The following is a 17550-nucleotide window of genomic DNA, read 5'->3' as shown; positions in this document are numbered from 1 at the left end:
CCGGGCGTCAGCCGGTCACAGCGGGAAGGGGGAGGGCAGGAGCAGCTCGGTGTTGCGGTCGGCCGGGCCTCCGCGGCGTCCGCCGTCGGCCGTGTCGGACCGCTTCTGCCAGTCGTTGACGGATAGTTCGCGGGCCAGTGAGGCCAGGGAGGCGGGGTCGTCCAGACGCCCGGCGTGGGAGAGCGGGGCGTCGGTGTCCACGAGGGTGGTCAGGAGGGACAACGTGTTGTCGGGGTGGGCGGAGATCTCGATGATGCGGCTCTGCTGGGGCCAGTCGATGTGGGAGGCCGTCGTGATCTCCCAGAAGCCGCCCGGTGCCGCCCAGCCGGCGGGACGGGCGTGCGGCAGGATGCGGTTGGTGTGGGTGTGGCCGCTCACCATCGCGACCGCGTTGGGGAAGCACAGCAGGGTCTGACGCAGCCGGGTGCCGTCGACACGGGGGAACAGCCATCCCAGTGGGTCGGTGGTGTTGTTCATGGTCTCCAGCGTGTGGTGGGAGAAGACCAGGAAGAGCCGGTCGGGAACGTCGTGCGTCACCTCCCTGCCCTCGGCGGTCAGGTAGCGGCTGCTTCCCGCGCGCAGCTCGTCCTGGAGCCAGCGGTGCTGTGTGCCGTCGATGGAGCCGTTGGCTCCGCCGTTGGGGTTGACCGTGTCCAGTACCAGGCAGCGGACGATGCCGTGGTCGAAGGCGTAGTAGGCCCTGCCGCTCGCCCGGTTGGCGGCCGTGAAGCCGTGCCCGACCGGGGTTCCGGTGGTGGAGAAGTGTTCCTCGATCATCTCCGACCGGGACAGCAGCCTGCGCAGTGGATCGGCCGTCACCCGGCGCACCGGTCCGTCGAACGCCTTGGCGAGGGCGTCGCCGGAGCGCTCGTAGGCGGCGGCGGCCTCGGCGGCCTCCTCCACCGAGGCGGGCCAGCCGACCGGCTTGTGGGAGCGGGTGGCCACCTGGTTCAGCAGCCAGCCGGACGGGAGGTTCCCCTGCACCAGCCCGTCGTGGTTCCCGTACACGGTGTACCAGGGCATGCCCAGGCCGCCGGCGGTGAACTGCCGCCGGGCCGCGTCCAGGAGCTGTGGCTTCGTGGGGAAGCCCCACAGCTGCCGGGGCCGGTCCGGCCGGCCGTCCGGTTCGGGGTGCCAGTAGGCGGCATCGAAGCGCTCCAGGTCGGCGACTCCCTCCCAGCGGGCGGGGTCACCCGAGTCCGGGCGGACGGTCCCGCCGTCCAGCAGATCGATGTACCAGCGCATCTCGTTGAACTGGGCGTTGTCCACGGTGTCGCCGGTGACGATGCTGAACGCCAGCGGAACACCGGTGGAGGGACCTTCGCCCACCTGACGGATCGCCCGGACCATGGCGTCCACGATCTGCGCGGAGAGCATCTCCTGCGGCCGGTAGGCGCTGGAGAAGACCTGGCCCCAGGCGGCGGCGTCAGGATCGGCCCAGCGGTCCAGGAACTCCACGCGGGCGGGGGACTGCGCGTCGATGATGTGCAGGTCGGACAGCTGGGCGAAGGCGAGCAGCGGCCGGGAGCGGGCCGTCAGCCCGCTGCCGCCGCCGAGGTCGCCGCGTACCAGGTGCGGCTCGCCGGGGCCGCTGGTCAGCAGTCGGTAGCCGCCGGGTCCGGGCTGCCCGGGGAGCAGGGTGCGGCTGAGGGTCGTGGTTCCGGTTGGCGGGCCGGCGGCGTGCGACGCCGGAGCACCGAGATCCACGGCGGCTGCCGCGGTTCCGAGCACCGCGGCCCCGATGAGGCCGCGACGGGAGATGGCCATGCTGGCTCGCTCTCTGGGGGAGTGGGCTGGATCGACCAGAACAGAGAATGGGCTGGCAAGGTACATGTCAATAGTGCCGGCCGGGTGGCGTGGGACGCGCAAGAAGTCGCGGCCGGATCCGCATTACGGTGCGTGGATGGGAAACAACCAGTCGACGCTCTCCGTCCTGCTGCGGCAGCTCCCGCTGTTCTCCGGGCTGACCGAGGACCAGATCGGCGTGCTGCGCGCAGGCTCCCGCATCACCGTCCTGGAGCGCAACGGGATCCTGTTCCGCCAGGGGGACCCCGTGCGGGGCTTCTTCTTCGTGCAGCGCGGGCAGATGCAGCTGGCGGTCTCCACACCCGACGGCGCGGAGAAGGTGGTGGAGATCGTCGCCGCCGGGGAGACCTTCGGCGAGGCCGTGGTCTTCGACGGCCTGCGGTACCCCGTGACCGCCACCGCCCTCGTCAGCACCGAGCTGCTGGCCGTCTCCAGCGACGCGGTTCTCGACCTCCTGGACCGGGACCCCGCCTTCGCACGCCGCATGCTGGCCAACATGGCGGTCCGCCTGCGCCGCCTGATCCGGGACGTCGAGTCGTACTCGCTGCGCTCCGGGGTCCAGCGGGTCGTCGGCTTCCTGCTGCACGAGGCCGGGAGCGGTACGGAGGTGGAGGGCCGGGCCACCGTCACCCTGCCGACCCGCAAGCATGTGCTCGCCTCCCGGCTCAACCTGGCCCCCGAGACGTTCTCCCGGGTGCTGCGGGAACTGTCGGCCGACGGACTGATCGCGGTCGAGGGGAGGCGGATCGTCCTGCACGACATGCCCGGCCTGCAGGCCCGGCTGGAGTGGCAGTGATACCGGTCACACGGGCTCTTCGAAGGCCCGGAATTGACCGGCGTCAAGGATTTCCGGTGGCCCCCTGCCTACCGTCTGTCCCGGCAAGGCCAGGACTCGACCAGGAGGGCACGCATGCTCTGCTTCCAGTGCGAACAGACCGACCGGACCGGCGAAGTACCCGGCTGTGCGGGGGCGCTCGGCAACTGTGGCAAGGACTCGGGCACGTCGGACCTGCAGGACCTGCTGCTGTACGCGGTCAAGGGCATCGCCCAGTACGCGGTGCGCGCCCGCGATCTGGACGCCCCCGACGACGAGGCGGCCGGCTTCATTCTCTCCTCGGTCTTCACCACCCTGACCAACGTCAACTTCAGCCCCACCCGGTTCGTCGCCCTGCTGCGCGAGGCGGCCGCCGTGCGGGACCGCGTGCGGGCCCGTTACGAGGAAGCAGCCCGTGCTCGCGGACTGGACCCCCGGCCGCTTTCCGGCCCCGCCGCCTTCGAACCCGCGCCCGACATGCCGGGGCTGCTCGGACAGGCGGCCGTCGCGCGCGTCGACCACGGCATCGCCCTGGTCGGCCCCGACATCACCGGCCTGCGCGCCCTCCACCTCTACGCGCTGAAGGGCATCTGCGCCTACGCCCACCACGCCCACGTCCTGGGCCGCCACTCCGAGAAGGTGTTCGCGGGCGTCGAGGAAGGGCTGGCCTACCTGGCCGAGTCGCCCACCGATGCCAACGAGCTCCTGGCCCGGGCCGTCGGCCTGGGACACCTGAACCTCGCGGTCATGGAACTTCTGGACGCCGCCAACACCGGCACCTACGGCGCCCAGCAGCCGACCGCGGTCCGCTGCACGCCGGTGGCCGGCAAGGCCATCCTGGTCAGCGGGCACGACCTGAAGGACCTCGCCGCGGTACTGGAACAGACCAAGGACACCGGGATCAACGTCTACACCCACGGGGAGATGCTGCCCGCCCACGGCTACCCCCTGCTCAAGGCGTATCCGCACCTGGCCGGCAACTACGGCGGGGCCTGGCAGGACCAGCAGAAGGACTTCGCGGAGTTCCCCGGGCCGGTGCTCATGACCTCCAACTGCATCATCGAGCCCCACGCACGCTACCGGCGGCGGATCTTCACCGCGGGCCCGGTCGGCTGGCCCGGCGTGCGGCACATCGCCAACGGCGACTTCACCCCGCTGGTCCGGGCCGCCAGGGCACTGCCGGGCTTCACCGAGGACGGCCCCGAGCAGTTCATCACCGTCGGGTTCGGGCGCGACGCGGTGCTCTCCGTCGCCGACGACGTCATCGGGGCGGTCAGGCGCGGCGACATCAGGCACTTCTTCCTGGTCGGCGGCTGCGACGGCCCCACCCCCGGACGCGACTACTACGCGGACTTCGCGCTCGGCGCGCCGCGCGACAGCGTGGTGCTCACGCTCGGCTGCGCCAAGTACCGGTTCAACCGCCACGACTTCGGGGAGATCGGCGGCATCCCCCGGCTGCTGGATCTCGGTCAGTGCAACGACACCTACTCCGCGATCGCCATCGCCTCGGCGCTGGCCGACGCCTTCGGCTGCGGCATCAACGACCTGCCGCTGACGCTGGCGCTGTCGTGGACCGAACAAAAGGCGGTGGCGGTGCTGCTGACGCTTCTTGCCCTGGGAGTGCGCAACATCCACCTCGGCCCCACCCTGCCCGCCTATCTCACCCCGGCACTGGTCCAGGAACTCGTCGACCGGTTCGGCCTGCGGGTCGTCGGTGACGCCGGCACCGATGTGGCCGCGGCACTGGAGCGTGCGCAGTCATGACCTCGGCCACCGAATCCGCCGCACCGGCTCCGGCGGGCCGGGAGAGCCCCGTCGTGCTGACCACGCCCGACGGCGAGCGCCTGGAGTTCGGCTGCGACGGCGGCACCAGCGTCCTGGACGCCGCCGCTCAGGCCGGCGCGGCCCTGCCCTCGTCCTGCCGGCAGGGGACCTGCGGGTCCTGCCGGGCGGCCGTCACCGGTGGCGAGTACCGCCTCGGCACGCACAGCGGGCAGGCACTGACACCGGCCGACCGCGAGCGCGGCGAGGTCCTGCTGTGCCGCACCTATCCGCGCGGCCCGCTGTCGGCGGAACTGCCTTACTCCTCCTCGCGGATCCTGTACGGCGGAATCCCGGCCCGGGAGGCCGTCGTCACGGCGCTGGAGACAGTGGCACACGAGACGGTGCGCCTGCAGCTGCGGCTGGAACCCGACGGGACGGCGGGGGAGGGCTGCCAGTTCGACCCCGGTCAGTTCCTGGAGCTGCAGATTCCCGGGGAGGAGACCAGGCGCGCCTATTCCCTGGCCAACACCGGGAACTGGGAAGGACGTGCCGAGTTCCTCATCCGGCTGCGGCCGGGCGGCGCGTTCTCCTCCTACCTGCGGGAGCGGGCAGCCGTCGGCGACCGGCTGCCGGTGCACGGCCCTCAGGGCGCCTTCGGCCTGCGGGAGACCGGGCCGGCACCCCGCTGGTTCGTCGCGGGCGGTACCGGCCTGGCGCCGCTGCTGTCGATGGTCCGGCACATGGCCGAGTGGCAGGAGCCGCAGCAGGCCCGGCTGTTCCTGGGGGTCGAGGAGGAGCGGGACGTCTTCGGGGTCCCGGAGCTGTCGGAGGCCGAGGCGCAGCTGCCCGGTTTCGCCTTCGAGGTCTGTGTCCGCCACCCCGGACCGTCCTGGCCGGGACCGTCCGGCAACCCCGCCGAACGGCTGGCCGGGGCCCTGCGGGCCGCGTCCGTCACCCCGGACATCTACGTGTGCGGGCCGCCGGCGCTGATCGAGGCCGTGGAGAGGGTGGCGGCGGCTGCCGGCATCGCCCCGGACCGGGTCTTCCGGGAGCGGTTCCTGCCCGGCTGAGGGGTCGGCGGGCCGCCCGCACCGGCGGCCCGCGGACACCCCGGACCCGCCCGGGCCCGGCGTCCGGTCAGGTGTCCTCGCGCAGCACCGGACGCAGCGCCTGGATCACCGAGGGATCCTCGATGGTGGAGGGCAGCGCCGGGTCCCCTCCGTCGGCGATGTCCCGCATGGTGCGGCGCAGGATCTTGCCCGACCGCGTCTTGGGCAGCGCCTGGACCACATCGACCCGGCGCAGCGCGGCCACCGGGCCGATCCGCTCCCGCACCGAGGCGACCAGCTCCGCGCCGATCTCCTCGGCGGAACGGCTCACCCCCGACTTCAGGACGACCAGTCCGCGCGGAACCTGCCCCTTGATGGCGTCCTTCACCCCGATCACGACGCACTCGGCGACATCGGGGTGCGCGGCCAGCACTTCCTCCATCGCGCCGCTGGAGAGCCGGTGCCCGGCGACGTTCAGCACGTCGTCGACACGGCCCATGATGTAGACGTAGCCGTCCTCGTCCTTGCGGCCGCCGTCCCCCGACAGGTAGTAGCCGTCGTAGGCGGACAGGTAGGAGCGGATGTACCGCTCGTCGTCGCCCCACAGCGTGGGGAGGGTGCCGGGCGGCAGCGGAAGCCGCAGGGCCACCGCGCCCTCCTCGCCGTCGGGCACCTCCTTGCCGTCCTCGCCGAGGATGCGGACGTCGTAGCCGGGCACCGGCAGCGTCGGTGATCCGGGCTTGGTCGGTTGCGGGTCCAGGCCCATCGGGTCGGCGACGATCGGCCAGCCCGTCTCGGTCTGCCACCAGTTGTCGACGACCGGGATACCGAGCAGGTCGCCCGCCCACCGGTAGGTCTGGGGATCGAGACGCTCGCCGGCCAGGAAGAGGTGACGCAGGGATCCGGTGTCGTGGCGGGCGTACAGGGAGCCCTCCGGGTCCTCCTTCTTGATCACCCGGATCGCCGTGGGCGCGGTGAACAGCGTCTTCACCCCGTGGTCGGCGACGACCCGCCAGAACGCCCCGGCGTCCGGGGTGCCGACGGGCTTGCCCTCGTACAGCACGGTGGTGCACCCGGCCAGCAGCGGGCCGTAGACGATGTAGGAGTGGCCGACCACCCAGCCGACGTCCGAGGCCGCCCAGAACACCTCCCCGGGCCCGGTGGCGAAGATGTTCTCCATCGACCAGCGCAGCGCCACGGCGTGCCCGCCGTTGTCGCGCACCACGCCCTTGGGCCGCCCGGTCGTCCCGGAGGTGTAGAGGATGTACAGCGGGTCGGTGGCCGCGACCGGGGCGCAGCCGACGGGCTGGGCCCCGGCGACGGCCTCCGCCCAGTCCACGTCCCGGCCCTCGGTGAGGCCGGCCGGGCACTGCGGGCGCTGGAGGATCAGACAGCGCTCCGGTTGGTGCTCCGCCTGGTCGAGCGCCGCGTCCAGGAGCGGCTTGTAGGCCACCACGCGCTGGGGCTCGATGCCGCACGAGGCGGACAGCACGACCTTGGGCCGGGCGTCGTCGATGCGTACCGCCAGCTCGTGCGCGGCGAAACCGCCGAACACGACCGAGTGCACCGCCCCGATCCGGGCGCAGGCCAGCATCGCGATCGCCGCCTGCGGGATCATCGGCATGTACACCACGACACGGTCGCCCCTGGTCACGCCCCAGGAGGACAGCAGGCCCGCCAGCCGGGCCACTTCGTCGCGCAGCTCCCGGTAGGTGAGACGGGTGACGGTCCCGGTCACCGGGCTGTCGTGGATCAGTGCGAGCCGGTCGCCGTGACCGGCCTCCACGTGCCGGTCCACGGCGTTCCAGCAGGTGTTCAGTTCCCCGTCGGGGAACCACCGGTACAGCGGCGCGCGGGAGCTGTCGAGCGCCTTCGACGGCGGGACGGTCCAGTCGATCGCCCGGGCGGCTTCCAGCCAGAACCCCTCGGGATCGTCGAGGCTCCGGCGGTGGACGTCCGCGTAGCCGCCGGGCCGATGGGAGGTTGCTGCCATTCCACGTTCCTTTCACGCAAGGGACCGGCGAAGGCCGGTCCCCCAGCGTGCCCGCCGCGGCAGCGGTCGCCGCGCAGGGGCACGAGGCTCGGTGGGTGGGGAGGGAGAGAAGGGGGCACGGGGAGGCAGGACAGTACCGCTCGGCCGCCGGCCGGTCCGTCACCCGGGCGTCCGCGCGGCGTCCCGGCCTGGCTGACCGGACAAGTTAGCACCCGCCGCCGGTCCGGAACCGCCCGGGTGCCCTACGCGTCAGGTCACCGGCCGGCGGTGCGGTCCAGGGCGTAGCGGAGCTGGAAGGACAGGGCGACCGTCATGAGGGCGGCGGGTATCACGGTGAAGCCCACCAGCAGTGCGGTGAGGGCGGAGTCCGTCTGCGCCACCGCCTGGCCCTCGGTGGTGGAGACGAAGCCCCCGACGGCCAGGGCGGCGGAGTACACGTAGGGCCCGATGGCGGTACCGGTGGCTTCCGTCGCCGTCCACACCCCGGTGTACGCCCCGGCCCGCGCCGACCCCTTCGCCTCGGCGGCGGCGACGGCGTCCGGCACCATCGAGAAGGCGAACAGCTGGAGACCGGCGAAGGCGATGCCCAGGGCCACCACCACGGCGATCGTCGCGGCCACGCCCAGCATCCCGCCCAGCAGCAGCGCCATCGACCCGGCGATGAAGATGCCCTGGCAGATCAGCAGTCCGCGCTGCTTGCCGATGCGCCGGGACACCATCATCCAGGCCGGGCCGGCCAGGATGGCCGGAGCCAGGAAGCCCCCCATGAACACGGCGGTCAGTCCGCTGTTGCCGAAGACGTACAGGGTGTAGAAGGGCAGCGCCGCCAGGAACAGGTGCGTGGTGGTGCCGGTGAACAGGTAGGACAGCACCAGCGCCCGGAAGTTCCGGTCCCGCCAGGCGACCTTGATGTCGTCGAGGGTGGAGTGGGCGCGCCCGTCGGGGCGGCGGAACCCGCAGCGGGAGGTGAGCTTGCGGACCCCGGCCAGGGAGACGAGGCCCGAGATCACCATGGCACCGGCCAGCAGCAGCGCCATCGTGGAGTAGTCCGCGCGTGCGCCCGAGGCGACCAGGGCCGGCGCGGCGACACCGGCCCCGAGCAGCCCCACGGTCAGGAACAGCATCCGGAACATGAAGACCCGGGTGCGCTCGTGGTAGCCGACCCGCAGATCGGAGGGCGTCGTCAGGTAGGGCACCTGGAAACACGCGAAGAGCGTGTTGCCGACGACGAACCAGCAGCCCACCCACAGGGCGGCCCCCGGACCGGTGAGGCCGGCCGGGACCGAGAACATGGCGACCATGGCGCAGGCCAGCAGCAGGCCCCATCGCAGCATGCGGAGCCGGTGCCCGCTGCGGCGCGCCTCCCGGTCCGAGAGCGTGCCGAGCAGCGGGTGGACCAGGGCGTCGATCACCTTCGGCAGCAGCATCACCAGACCGGCCAGGAAGGAGGTGACGCCGAGGGTGTGGGTGAGGAAGTAGAGCAGCAGAAGCCCCGGAACGGTCGACCAGACACCCATGCCGATCGATCCGGCGGAGTAGGTCATCAGGTCGCCCAGCCGGGCACGGGACGACGGGACCGGGGCGCCGGCCGGGTGCGGGGCGGGCGGTCCGCCCTGGGCGGTGGTCATGACGCGCTCCGGTGGCGTTCGGTGAGGCCGGCGGCGAGTTCCGCGCCGTCGAAGGCACCGCCGCGGATCCGGCCGGCGAGGGTACGGGCGACGATGCGGTCCGTCACCGACGGCAGGTGGCGGGCGAGGAACAGCTCCACGGCCCCGCGGCGGGTGGTCGCCAGATCCCGGCGCACCCTCCGGCCGAGCGCCGCCCGCAGCACGGTGTCCACCACGCCCTCCAGGGGCTCGTACCGGCTCACCCCCTCCAGCGACAGGCCGGCGGCCGCCGTCGAGTCGTGGATCGGGCTGCGCACCGCCGAGGGATACACACAGGTCACGCCGACGTGTGTGCCGATCTCCAGCCGCAGCGCGTCGGCGTAGGCCACCAGTGCCCGCTTGGAGGCGCCGTACGCGGCCGCCAGCGGCAACTGCATCACCGCCATCCGGGAGGACATCATCACCACCCGGCCCCGGGAGGCCACCAGGGCGTCGGTACAGGCGGCCGTCACACGCCAGGCGCCGAGCAGGTTGATCTCCAGCTGGCGGCGGGCCTCGCCCCCCGGTGCGAGCTCGGCCGCGGCAGGCCCGCCGACTCCGGCGTTGTTGATGAGCACATCGAGCCCTCCCATCCGTCCGATGGCCTCGGCCACCGTGGCGGTCACGCTCGCGTCGTCGGTGATGTCGCAGGCCAGGACCTCCACCGGGTCCTCCGGGCCGGGAGCCAGGTCGAGGCCGGTCACATGGGCCCCCAGCCCTGACAGGCGGGCGCCGACCGCCCGCCCGAAGGTGCCGGAGGCGCCGGTGACCAGAACCCGCACGCCGCGGGCATCGCGGTGGCCCCGGCCGGAGCGGGAGGGACGCGGGCTGCTCATACGGAGGTCTCCTCGCGATGTGACGGGGTGAACGGCCGGGCACCGCGGCGCAGCCGGGCCCGCCCGGCCCGGAGCTCGCGGGGCAGGTCGGCCAGGTACTGGTCGAAGTCGATGCGCATCATAGGGCGCCGGTCGGCTCCCCACCGCCGGGTGGCGTCCCGCAGGGCCCGGGCGACGGCGCGCTGCTGGTCCCTCATGGGGGGCAGGGCGTAGGTCCCGGACCAGCAGGCGGCCACCAGCCTGGCCTGGGCCTCCACCACCGGGAGCGCGGCTCCGGTGGACTGCATCAGTCCCACGAACGCCAGGGAGGGGTTCCGCAGGTGGAAGACCCGCTTGTACAGCGGGAGCCGCTCGGGGTCCGCGCCCAGCCACCGGGCGGACAGGAAGGGGATGCTCACCCGGTAGCCGGTGGCCCACACGATCACGTCCACCGGGTCCGAGGTGCCGTCGGCGAACACCACCCGGTCCCCGTCGAGGCGGTCGATGCCGGGCCGGGGTGCGACCTCTCCGTGGGTCAGGCGGTGCAGGATCGTGTCGCTGACGGTGGGATGGTTCTGGAAGAGGCCGCCCGAGGGCGCCGGCAGGCCGTAGCTCTGCGGCGTGCCCACGGCCAGCCTCAGGAGTGTCTGCGCGATGCCCTGGCGCAGCCGCCACGGCAGTGCGGCCAGGGCGCCGCCGGTCGCGTCCGCGGGCCGCCCGAAGAGGTACTTCGGCACGATGTGGACGCCCCGCCGGGCCGACAGCAGTACCGGCCCCCGGGCGACATGGGAGGCGTCCACGGTGATGTCCATGGCGGAATTGCCCATGCCCACGACCAGCACCCGCCGGTCCCGGAAGCACTCCGGGTTCCGGTAGTCGTGGGCGTGCATCTGGGTGCCGGTGAAGGTGCCGGGGCAGGCGGGCTCGGGGCCGCGCGGATCCCAGTTGTGACCGTTGGCGACGACGACGGCGTCGAACCGGCCGGTGCCGCCGGCCCCGGTCGTCACCGACCATCCGCTGCCACCGGGCTCCCGTTCGACGGAGGTGACGGTGGTGCCGAATTGGATGTGCTCGGTGAGGCCGAAGGTCCGCGCGTAGTCGGCGAGATAGCCCGCCACGAGATCGGCGGAGGGGTAGTCGGGCCAGTCCCGCGGCATCGGGAATCCGGCGAACTGTGTGCGTGCCCTGCTGGTGTTCAGGTGCAAGGAGTCGTAGGCGGGGGAGAGGCCGCTGCTGTTGTCCCGCGCCCACAGTCCGCCGGGCCGGTCGCCCCGCTCGTAGGTGACGACCTCCAGGCCGGCGTCGAGCAGCGCCTTGGTGGTGGCGAGCCCTGCTGCTCCGGCGCCGATCACGGCGACCCGGCTGGGCGTGGTCATGGGGCTTCTCCTCGGGAAGTGGAGGGGTGGGAGCACAGTTCCGGGGGCGCCGGGTTCAGGCGGAGCCGGTACGCCGCAGTCGCCGGGTCATCAGGCGGGTGTAGCCGCGGGGGGTCAGGCGATGGGCCCACCAGGCGAGCCTGGCGGTCCGGCCGGGCAGTACCAGGTCCTGCCCGGTGTCCACGGCTTTCACGATCCGGCCGGCCACCTCGTCGGCGGTGATCTCGGGCCCGGTGGTGGTCCGGACGATGCCCTCGGCCCGGGGCGCCTCGCTCATGCCGCCGGTCACGAACGTCGGATGCACCATGGTCACCGAGACGCCCCGGGGGGCCAGCTCCGGCCGCAGCGCGGTGAACAGGCCCGTCACCGCGTGCTTGGCCCCGACGTACGCCGGCCGGCCCAGCACCGGGGCGAAGCCCGCCACCGAGCTCAGCACCACGATGCGGCCCCGGGAGCGGGTCAGCGCCTCCAGTGCGGCGCGCGTGCACAGCAGGGCCCCGAAGTAGTTGACATCCATGACCCGGCGGTAGGTGGCGGCGTCGTGATCCAGCAGTCCGCCGATGGCGGAGATGCCCGCGTTGTTGACCAGCACGTCGATCCTGCCGTGCTCGGCGAGCACCCGCGCGAACGCCTCGCGCACCTGCTCCTCGTCGGTGATGTCGCACCCGGTGATCCGGTCGTCGCCGGGCGGGCAGGCCCCGGGCAGGTCCAGCCCCGCCACCGTCCGGCCCGAGTCGGCGAACCGCCGCATCAGGGCGGCGCCGATACCACCGGCGGCTCCGGTGACGACGACCACTTCGGTCATGGGGTGCTCCCAGGGATGTTGTGCGGCCCGGCGGCCCACTCGGCCCGCGCCTCACGGGCGGCCGGCGGCGTTGTGGAGATCCCCAACCGTAGGGGCTGATCCCGGGAGGCTGTATGTCCGCGACCACGGGTTTCCCGCCGGGGCTTGTGGACGGCCACAACCGGCGGGCACGATCGGGGAATGCCCTCCCGTGACGACTGGACTGCCGTGGTCGACCTCATCGAGAACGTCGTCGGTGATGACGACCTGCTGCCGTCGGTGGTCGCCGGGGTGCGCACGATGGTGCGCGAGGTCGGGGTCCTCCCGCCCGCCGACATCGCCGGTCACACCCGGGCTCTGCTGGCCGCCGCCACCCGCGCCCTGGCGGCCCGCCGGGGACCGACGGAGGCGGAGCTGTCGTTTGTCGAGGAACTCGCCCTCACGCGCGCCCGGCAGGGCGTTTCCATCGAGGCGGTGCTCGGTGCCATCCACGTGGCCGAACGGGCGATCTGGTCGCGGGCCCGCGAGACGGCGGCTGCCCGCGGTGTCGGGGCGGAGATCCTGCTCGACGCCCGGGAGCTGTACGACGACTGGGCCGAGGCGGTGCGGGCCAGGCTGATCACCGCACACCGCATGGCCAAGGGGGAGCAGGACCCGCGGGCCGGGGACCGGGACACGGTGCTGCTGCGGCGGCTGCTGGCGGGCGGTTCGGCCGCCGCGCTGGCGGCGGCCGAGGCGGGTCTGCCGGTCTCCGCGGGACTGTGGGTGCTGGTGGCCAGGCCCGGACCGGCAGCGGCGGGGCTCCATCGAGCCCTGCGCGAGCAGGACCCTGTGCTGTGCGCCCCCGTGGACGATCTGGTGGTCGGCGTCCTCACCCGTGAGCCACCGGTCCGCCTGGTGAACACCGCGGTGGCAGCCGGTATCGCGGGACCCGCCGAACCGGAGGAACTGGCCGCCGCCCGGCGGCTGGCCGTTGCCGCGCTCACGGCCGCCGAGGCGACGGGCCGCACCGGCGCGGCGCACATCGGGGAGGTGGCCGCGCTCGCCGCCGTACTGGACCGCGCCGATCTCGCCGCGGTGCTGCTGGACCACCACCGCTCCGCCTGGGCCACGCTCGGCTCGAACGCCGAGCCGGTCGCCCACGCCGTCAGCGCCTGGCTGGAGGCGGACCGCGATGTGAACGCGGCGGCCCGGCGGCTCTTCGTCCATCCCAACACCGTCCGCAATCGCGTCCAGCGATTCTCCGAGGTCACCGGCATCGACCCGGCCACCACCTTCGGCGCCGTGGACGCCTGGTGGCTGGCCCGTACCTGGCTCACCCGGGCCTGACCGCCCGAGGGGGAGGGAACTGCCCCGCGGCGATTCCGTGTTCGAGGGCTATCCCTGCGTGGCGGGTGCGGTTAACGTTCGCTCACTCCCCACCACGACGCTCCCCAGGAGGCGTGTTCCCGTGAGACTTCCCGCCCGGGCACCGGCCCGGCGCACCACACTGCGGTTCCGGACCGCTCTCGCGGCCGCGGTCATGATGACCGCGGCTCTGCTCGTACCGCTGGCGACGGCCGCTCCCGCCGCCGCGGCCGACGACCCCGCCCCCGCCCCCGACGATCCCTGCCTCGGACAGTGCCAGGAGATCCTTCCCGCGGGCCAGAACGGCCACGCGACCCTCGCCGGCATCCTCCTGCACCAGACCATCGGCACCCGGCCCGCCCACTCGGCCGACCAGCTTCCGCTCTACGACGAACTGCTGTACAACTACAGTGGCTTGACGGCCGATCAGCTTGCGTCCTACTTCCACGACGCCTCCTTCGGCGTCCCGGCGGACCAGGTGGAGAGCCGCATCTCGCCGCGCTCCGACGTCACCATCACCCGTGACAAGGCCACCGGCACCCCGCACATCAAGGGGACCACCCGCTCCGGTACCGAGTTCGGTGCCGGTTACGCGGCCGGGCAGGACCGGCTGTGGCTGATGGACATCCTGCGGCACGTCGGCCGCGGCGAGCTCTCCTCCTTCGCCGGCGGCGCCGCGGGCAACCGGGCGCTGGAGCAGAGCCTGTGGGCGGTGGCCCCCTACACCGAGGAGGACCTGCGGGCGCAACTGGAGCGGGTGCGTGACTCGGGGGAACGCGGCGCCCAGGCGTACCAGGACATCCAGGACTATGTCGCCGGGATCAACGCCTTCATCGACGACACGGTCTCGGCGCTCACCTACCCCGGAGAGTATGTCCTGACCGGACACGGCTCCCGCATCGAGGACTTCACCGCGACCGACGTCGTCGCGATAGCCGCGGTGATCGGCGCCATCTTCGGTAACGGGGGCGGGGGAGAGGTGGACAACGCGCTGGCCGAGCTGGCGTTCATCGAGCAGTACGGCGAGGCGGAGGGCCGCCGTGCCTACACCGCCTGGCGGGCGCAGAACGACACCGAAGCGGTCACGACCATCGACGAGAGCTTCCCCTACGCCCAGTCGCCTGCCGACCCGGTGGGCGTGGCGATGCCGGACGCCGGATCGGTCACGGCCTACGAGCACGCGCAGAACGGCACCGGCACCGGCGCCTCCACGGCTGCGCCGACTGCGGGCGAGCCCGCCGGAGTGCTGCCCGCCGACCTGATCAGCGGTGATCACGGCATGTCCAATGCGCTGGTCGTCTCGGGGGAGCACACCGCCTCCGGCCACCCCGTCGCCGTCTACGGGCCGCAGACCGGCTACTACGCTCCCCAGATCCTGATGGTGCAGGAACTGGACGGACCGGGCCTGCGCGCCCGGGGCGCCTCCTTCCCGGGTCTGAGCTTCTATGTGGAGATAGGCCGCGGCCTGGACTACTCCTGGAGCGCCACCTCCGCCAACCAGGACATCACCGACACGTTCGCCGTCGAACTGTGCGAACCCTCGGGCGCCGCCCCGACCACCGATTCCGGGCACTACCTGCTGCGCGGGGAGTGCACCCCCTTCGAGCCGCTGGTCAAGCACAACGCGTGGAAGCCGACCACCGCCGACTCCACCAAGGCCGGCTCCTACGATCTGGTGACGCTGCGCTCGGCCTACGGGCTGGTCACCCACACCGGGACCGTGGAGGGCAAGCCGGTCGCCTTCACCCAGCTGCGGTCCACCTACCGCCACGAACTCGACTCCGTGATCGGCTTCCAGAAGTTCAACGACCCGGGCGCCGTCACCTCGGCGCAGTCCTTCCAGGAGGCCGCGCGGGACATCGACTACACCTTCAACTGGTTCTACGCCGACGCGGACGACACCGCCTACTACAACTCGGGCGCCAACCCGGTCCGGGCCGAGGGCACCGACCCCGACAAGCCGATTCTGGCCGATCCCGCCCACGAGTGGCAGGACTGGGACCCGGCGGCCAACACCTCGGCGCGTCTGCCGTCCGCACAGCATCCGCAGTCGGTGAACCGGGACTACTACATCAGCTGGAACAACAAGCAGGCCGCCGACTTCTCCTCCGGCTGGAGCAACGGCGCGGTGCACCGCGCCGATCTGCTCGAGGAGAGGGTCGCCGGGCTCGTCACGGCGGGCGGCGTGACCCGGACCACGCTGGTGCAGGCCATGCAGGACGCGGCAGTGGTCGACCTGAGGGCCGATCAGGTGCTGCCGGAGATCCTGGACGTCATCGGTCCGGAGGCGGGGGAACTGGCCGGCCAGGTCCAGGCCCTCCGCACCTGGCAGGAGTCCGGGTCGCACCGCCGCAAGGCCACGAAGAACGCCAAGAGCTACGAGCACGCGGAGGCCATCCGGGTGCTGGACGCATGGTGGCCGCTCCTGGTGGAGGGCCAGTTCACACCCGCCCTGGGTGAGGACCTGTACCGGGCCCTCACCAAGGTCTCCCGGATCAACGAGTCCCCCTCCAACGGCCAGAACGGCTCGGGAGCGGCCGGGGACGGCATCGGTGCCGGCGAGGCCCACCGGGGATCGGCCTTCCAGCACGGCTGGTGGGCCTACGTCGACAAGGACCTGCGCAGCGTGCTCGGCCGCCCTGTCGACAGCCCGCTGGACCGCGCGTACTGCGGGGACGGCGACCTGAACGCCTGCCGGGACATGCTGCTGTCGACCCTGGCGCAGGCTGTCGCCACCCCGGCACCGGAGATCTATCCGGGTGACGACCACTGCTCTCCCGGCGACCAGGTGTGTGCCGACTCGATCGTGCACCGGGCCATGGGCGGGATCACCGTTCCCGCGATCGCCTGGCAGAACCGCCCGACCTATCAGCAGGTCGTCGAGTTCCCCGCGCGGCGCACCGACGACCTGACCAATCTGGCCTCGGGCGCCTCGGCCTCCGCGTCCAGCTATCAGAACGCGGTGGTGGTGTCCTACCCGCCGTCCAACGCCGTCGACGGCAAGCCGTCGACACGGTGGGCCAGCAAGACGGTGGACACCGCCTGGATCACGGTGGACCTGGGGTCGCAGCAGCAGGTCGGCAGAGTGGTCATCGACTGGTCGACCCAGTACGCCCGGCAGTACCGGATCGAGGTCTCCGCCGACAACCGGGCCTGGGAGACGGTCCACACCACCACGGCCGGGCGGGGCGGTGTGGACAACCGGACGTTCTCCGCGGCCGACGCCCGCTACATCCGGATCTCCTGTCTGGAAAAGGCGACGAAGAACCGCTACTCGATCTTCGAGATCGGTATCTACCGGCAATGACCCACCAGCCCCGGGCCCCGGTCGTGCCGGCGTCGATGGGGCTCTGACACGGCGATCGCGTCCCGCCCCGGCCGCCACTTCCGGCCGGGGCCGGACGCCTGACCGTTTTTCGCACGTTCTCACGGAGCCCTTATCCCGCCGCTCGGTAGGTTGAGGGCTGTCGCGCACCGGAGCCGGGGGTGGAGGAAACGGTTCCTGCGCTTCGGTGCCTCGTCACCTACAGCCCCAGGGGGCCCATAGTCCAGGCGTCCACGGACGGCCGCCTACCGGAGCCGGTAGGAAGCAACCTCCCGGAAGGAGCCTCCGGAGCCCCCGCACGTGTGTCACGTGCGGGGGCTCCCCTTGTGATCCGGGCCTTTCAGACGGCAGACGTATGACCTCGGCCCCGGGATCTCTTACTCCGTTGTGGGCACGCCACGCCGATGGGACATCCGGTGAAAGAGTGACGGTTCTGCCCTGGCCACCCGAAAAGACCATCAGTTAGCTCGAACGCGGATTTCTCCGGTGGTGCGCACCCGGATTCCGGATGAGGCTGATCACGTCGCTACTGCGCTCGAAGAACCGACGCCGTGTCGGTTCCCGCAGTCACGTCCGAAAGGAAGAACATGCGCACCGCTCGAACTCTTCTTCTCTCGGCCGCCATCACCGGCCTTCTCGCGGCCACGGCTCCCGCAGCCAGTGCCGTGACGACCGAGACGAAGGCCCCGCAGATCGGCTCCCTCGGTATCGCTGCCACCGAACTGCCGGCCCGGGATGACGACCGCCACCACGACCGGGACCGGAAGCGTGACTGGGACCGGAAGCACGACTGGAAGCATGACTGGAAGGGTCACCACAAGAAGCCGCGTG

The 17550-nt window shown here is 72.3% G+C and carries 11 protein-coding genes and 1 pseudogene; 6 read left to right on the top strand and 6 right to left on the bottom strand.

The window, feature by feature from the left end:
• Positions 1-15: 15 nt before the first annotated feature.
• A complete protein-coding gene (locus tag ABD299_RS09720) occupies positions 16-1767 on the bottom strand; it encodes a TIGR03767 family metallophosphoesterase (RefSeq protein WP_344260483.1) in 1752 nt (583 codons plus the stop codon).
• A gap of 136 nt (positions 1768-1903) precedes the next feature.
• Between ABD299_RS09720 and ABD299_RS09715 the strand changes: the two genes are divergently transcribed.
• From ABD299_RS09715 to ABD299_RS09705, 3 genes are all read left to right on the top strand, one after another.
• Positions 1904-2602 carry a Crp/Fnr family transcriptional regulator gene (locus ABD299_RS09715; protein ID WP_344260481.1) on the top strand — a complete coding sequence of 233 codons (699 nt, stop codon included), beginning with the start codon at positions 1904-1906 and terminating at the stop codon, positions 2600-2602.
• Between the two features lie 114 nt (positions 2603-2716).
• Positions 2717-4384, top strand: coding sequence for a hydroxylamine reductase (gene hcp / locus ABD299_RS09710; protein WP_344260479.1), 1668 nt, complete (start codon positions 2717-2719; stop codon positions 4382-4384).
• Positions 4381-5454, top strand: a complete 1074-nt coding sequence (locus ABD299_RS09705) for a 2Fe-2S iron-sulfur cluster-binding protein (protein WP_344260477.1) — start codon at positions 4381-4383, stop codon at positions 5452-5454. Before hcp ends, ABD299_RS09705 begins: the two co-directional genes overlap by 4 nt.
• Positions 5455-5521: 67 nt before the next feature.
• On the opposite strand, the gene ABD299_RS09700 is transcribed toward ABD299_RS09705, so the two are convergent.
• From ABD299_RS09700 to ABD299_RS09680, 5 genes are all read right to left on the bottom strand, one after another.
• A complete protein-coding gene (locus tag ABD299_RS09700) occupies positions 5522-7426 on the bottom strand; it encodes a propionyl-CoA synthetase (protein WP_344260475.1) in 1905 nt (634 codons plus the stop codon).
• 254 nt (positions 7427-7680) lie between these two features.
• Positions 7681-9054: an MFS transporter gene (locus tag ABD299_RS09695; RefSeq protein ID WP_344260473.1), complete on the bottom strand. Its 1374-nt coding sequence runs from the start codon at positions 9052-9054 to the stop codon at positions 7681-7683.
• The gene (locus ABD299_RS09690) at positions 9051-9908 is read right to left on the bottom strand and encodes an SDR family NAD(P)-dependent oxidoreductase (RefSeq protein WP_344260471.1); all 858 of its coding nucleotides are present in this window, start codon (positions 9906-9908) and stop codon (positions 9051-9053) included. The genes ABD299_RS09695 and ABD299_RS09690 overlap by 4 nt, the downstream gene beginning before the upstream one ends.
• The gene (locus ABD299_RS09685; protein WP_344260469.1) at positions 9905-11263 is read right to left on the bottom strand and encodes a flavin-containing monooxygenase; all 1359 of its coding nucleotides are present in this window, start codon (positions 11261-11263) and stop codon (positions 9905-9907) included. The genes ABD299_RS09690 and ABD299_RS09685 overlap by 4 nt, the downstream gene beginning before the upstream one ends.
• 55 nt (positions 11264-11318) lie before the next feature.
• Positions 11319-12068, bottom strand: a complete 750-nt coding sequence (locus tag ABD299_RS09680; RefSeq protein ID WP_344260467.1) for an SDR family NAD(P)-dependent oxidoreductase — start codon at positions 12066-12068, stop codon at positions 11319-11321.
• 180 nt (positions 12069-12248) lie between these two features.
• Here ABD299_RS09680 and ABD299_RS09675 point away from each other — a divergent pair, with 180 nt between their 5' ends.
• From ABD299_RS09675 to ABD299_RS09665, 3 genes and pseudogenes are all read left to right on the top strand, one after another.
• Positions 12249-13376, top strand: a complete 1128-nt coding sequence (locus ABD299_RS09675) for a helix-turn-helix domain-containing protein (protein ID WP_344260465.1) — start codon at positions 12249-12251, stop codon at positions 13374-13376.
• 193 nt (positions 13377-13569) lie between these two features.
• Positions 13570-16701: a penicillin acylase family protein gene (locus tag ABD299_RS09670; protein WP_344260675.1), complete on the top strand. Its 3132-nt coding sequence runs from the start codon at positions 13570-13572 to the stop codon at positions 16699-16701.
• A gap of 605 nt (positions 16702-17306) precedes the next feature.
• Positions 17307-17550, top strand: a pseudogene (locus tag ABD299_RS09665) (hypothetical protein); the annotation flags it as partial.

The organism is Streptomyces sodiiphilus (genome assembly GCF_039529215.1).
GTDB classification, from domain to species: domain Bacteria; phylum Actinomycetota; class Actinomycetes; order Streptomycetales; family Streptomycetaceae; genus Streptomyces; species Streptomyces sodiiphilus.
This window is presented reverse-complemented; position numbering and strand designations above follow the sequence as displayed.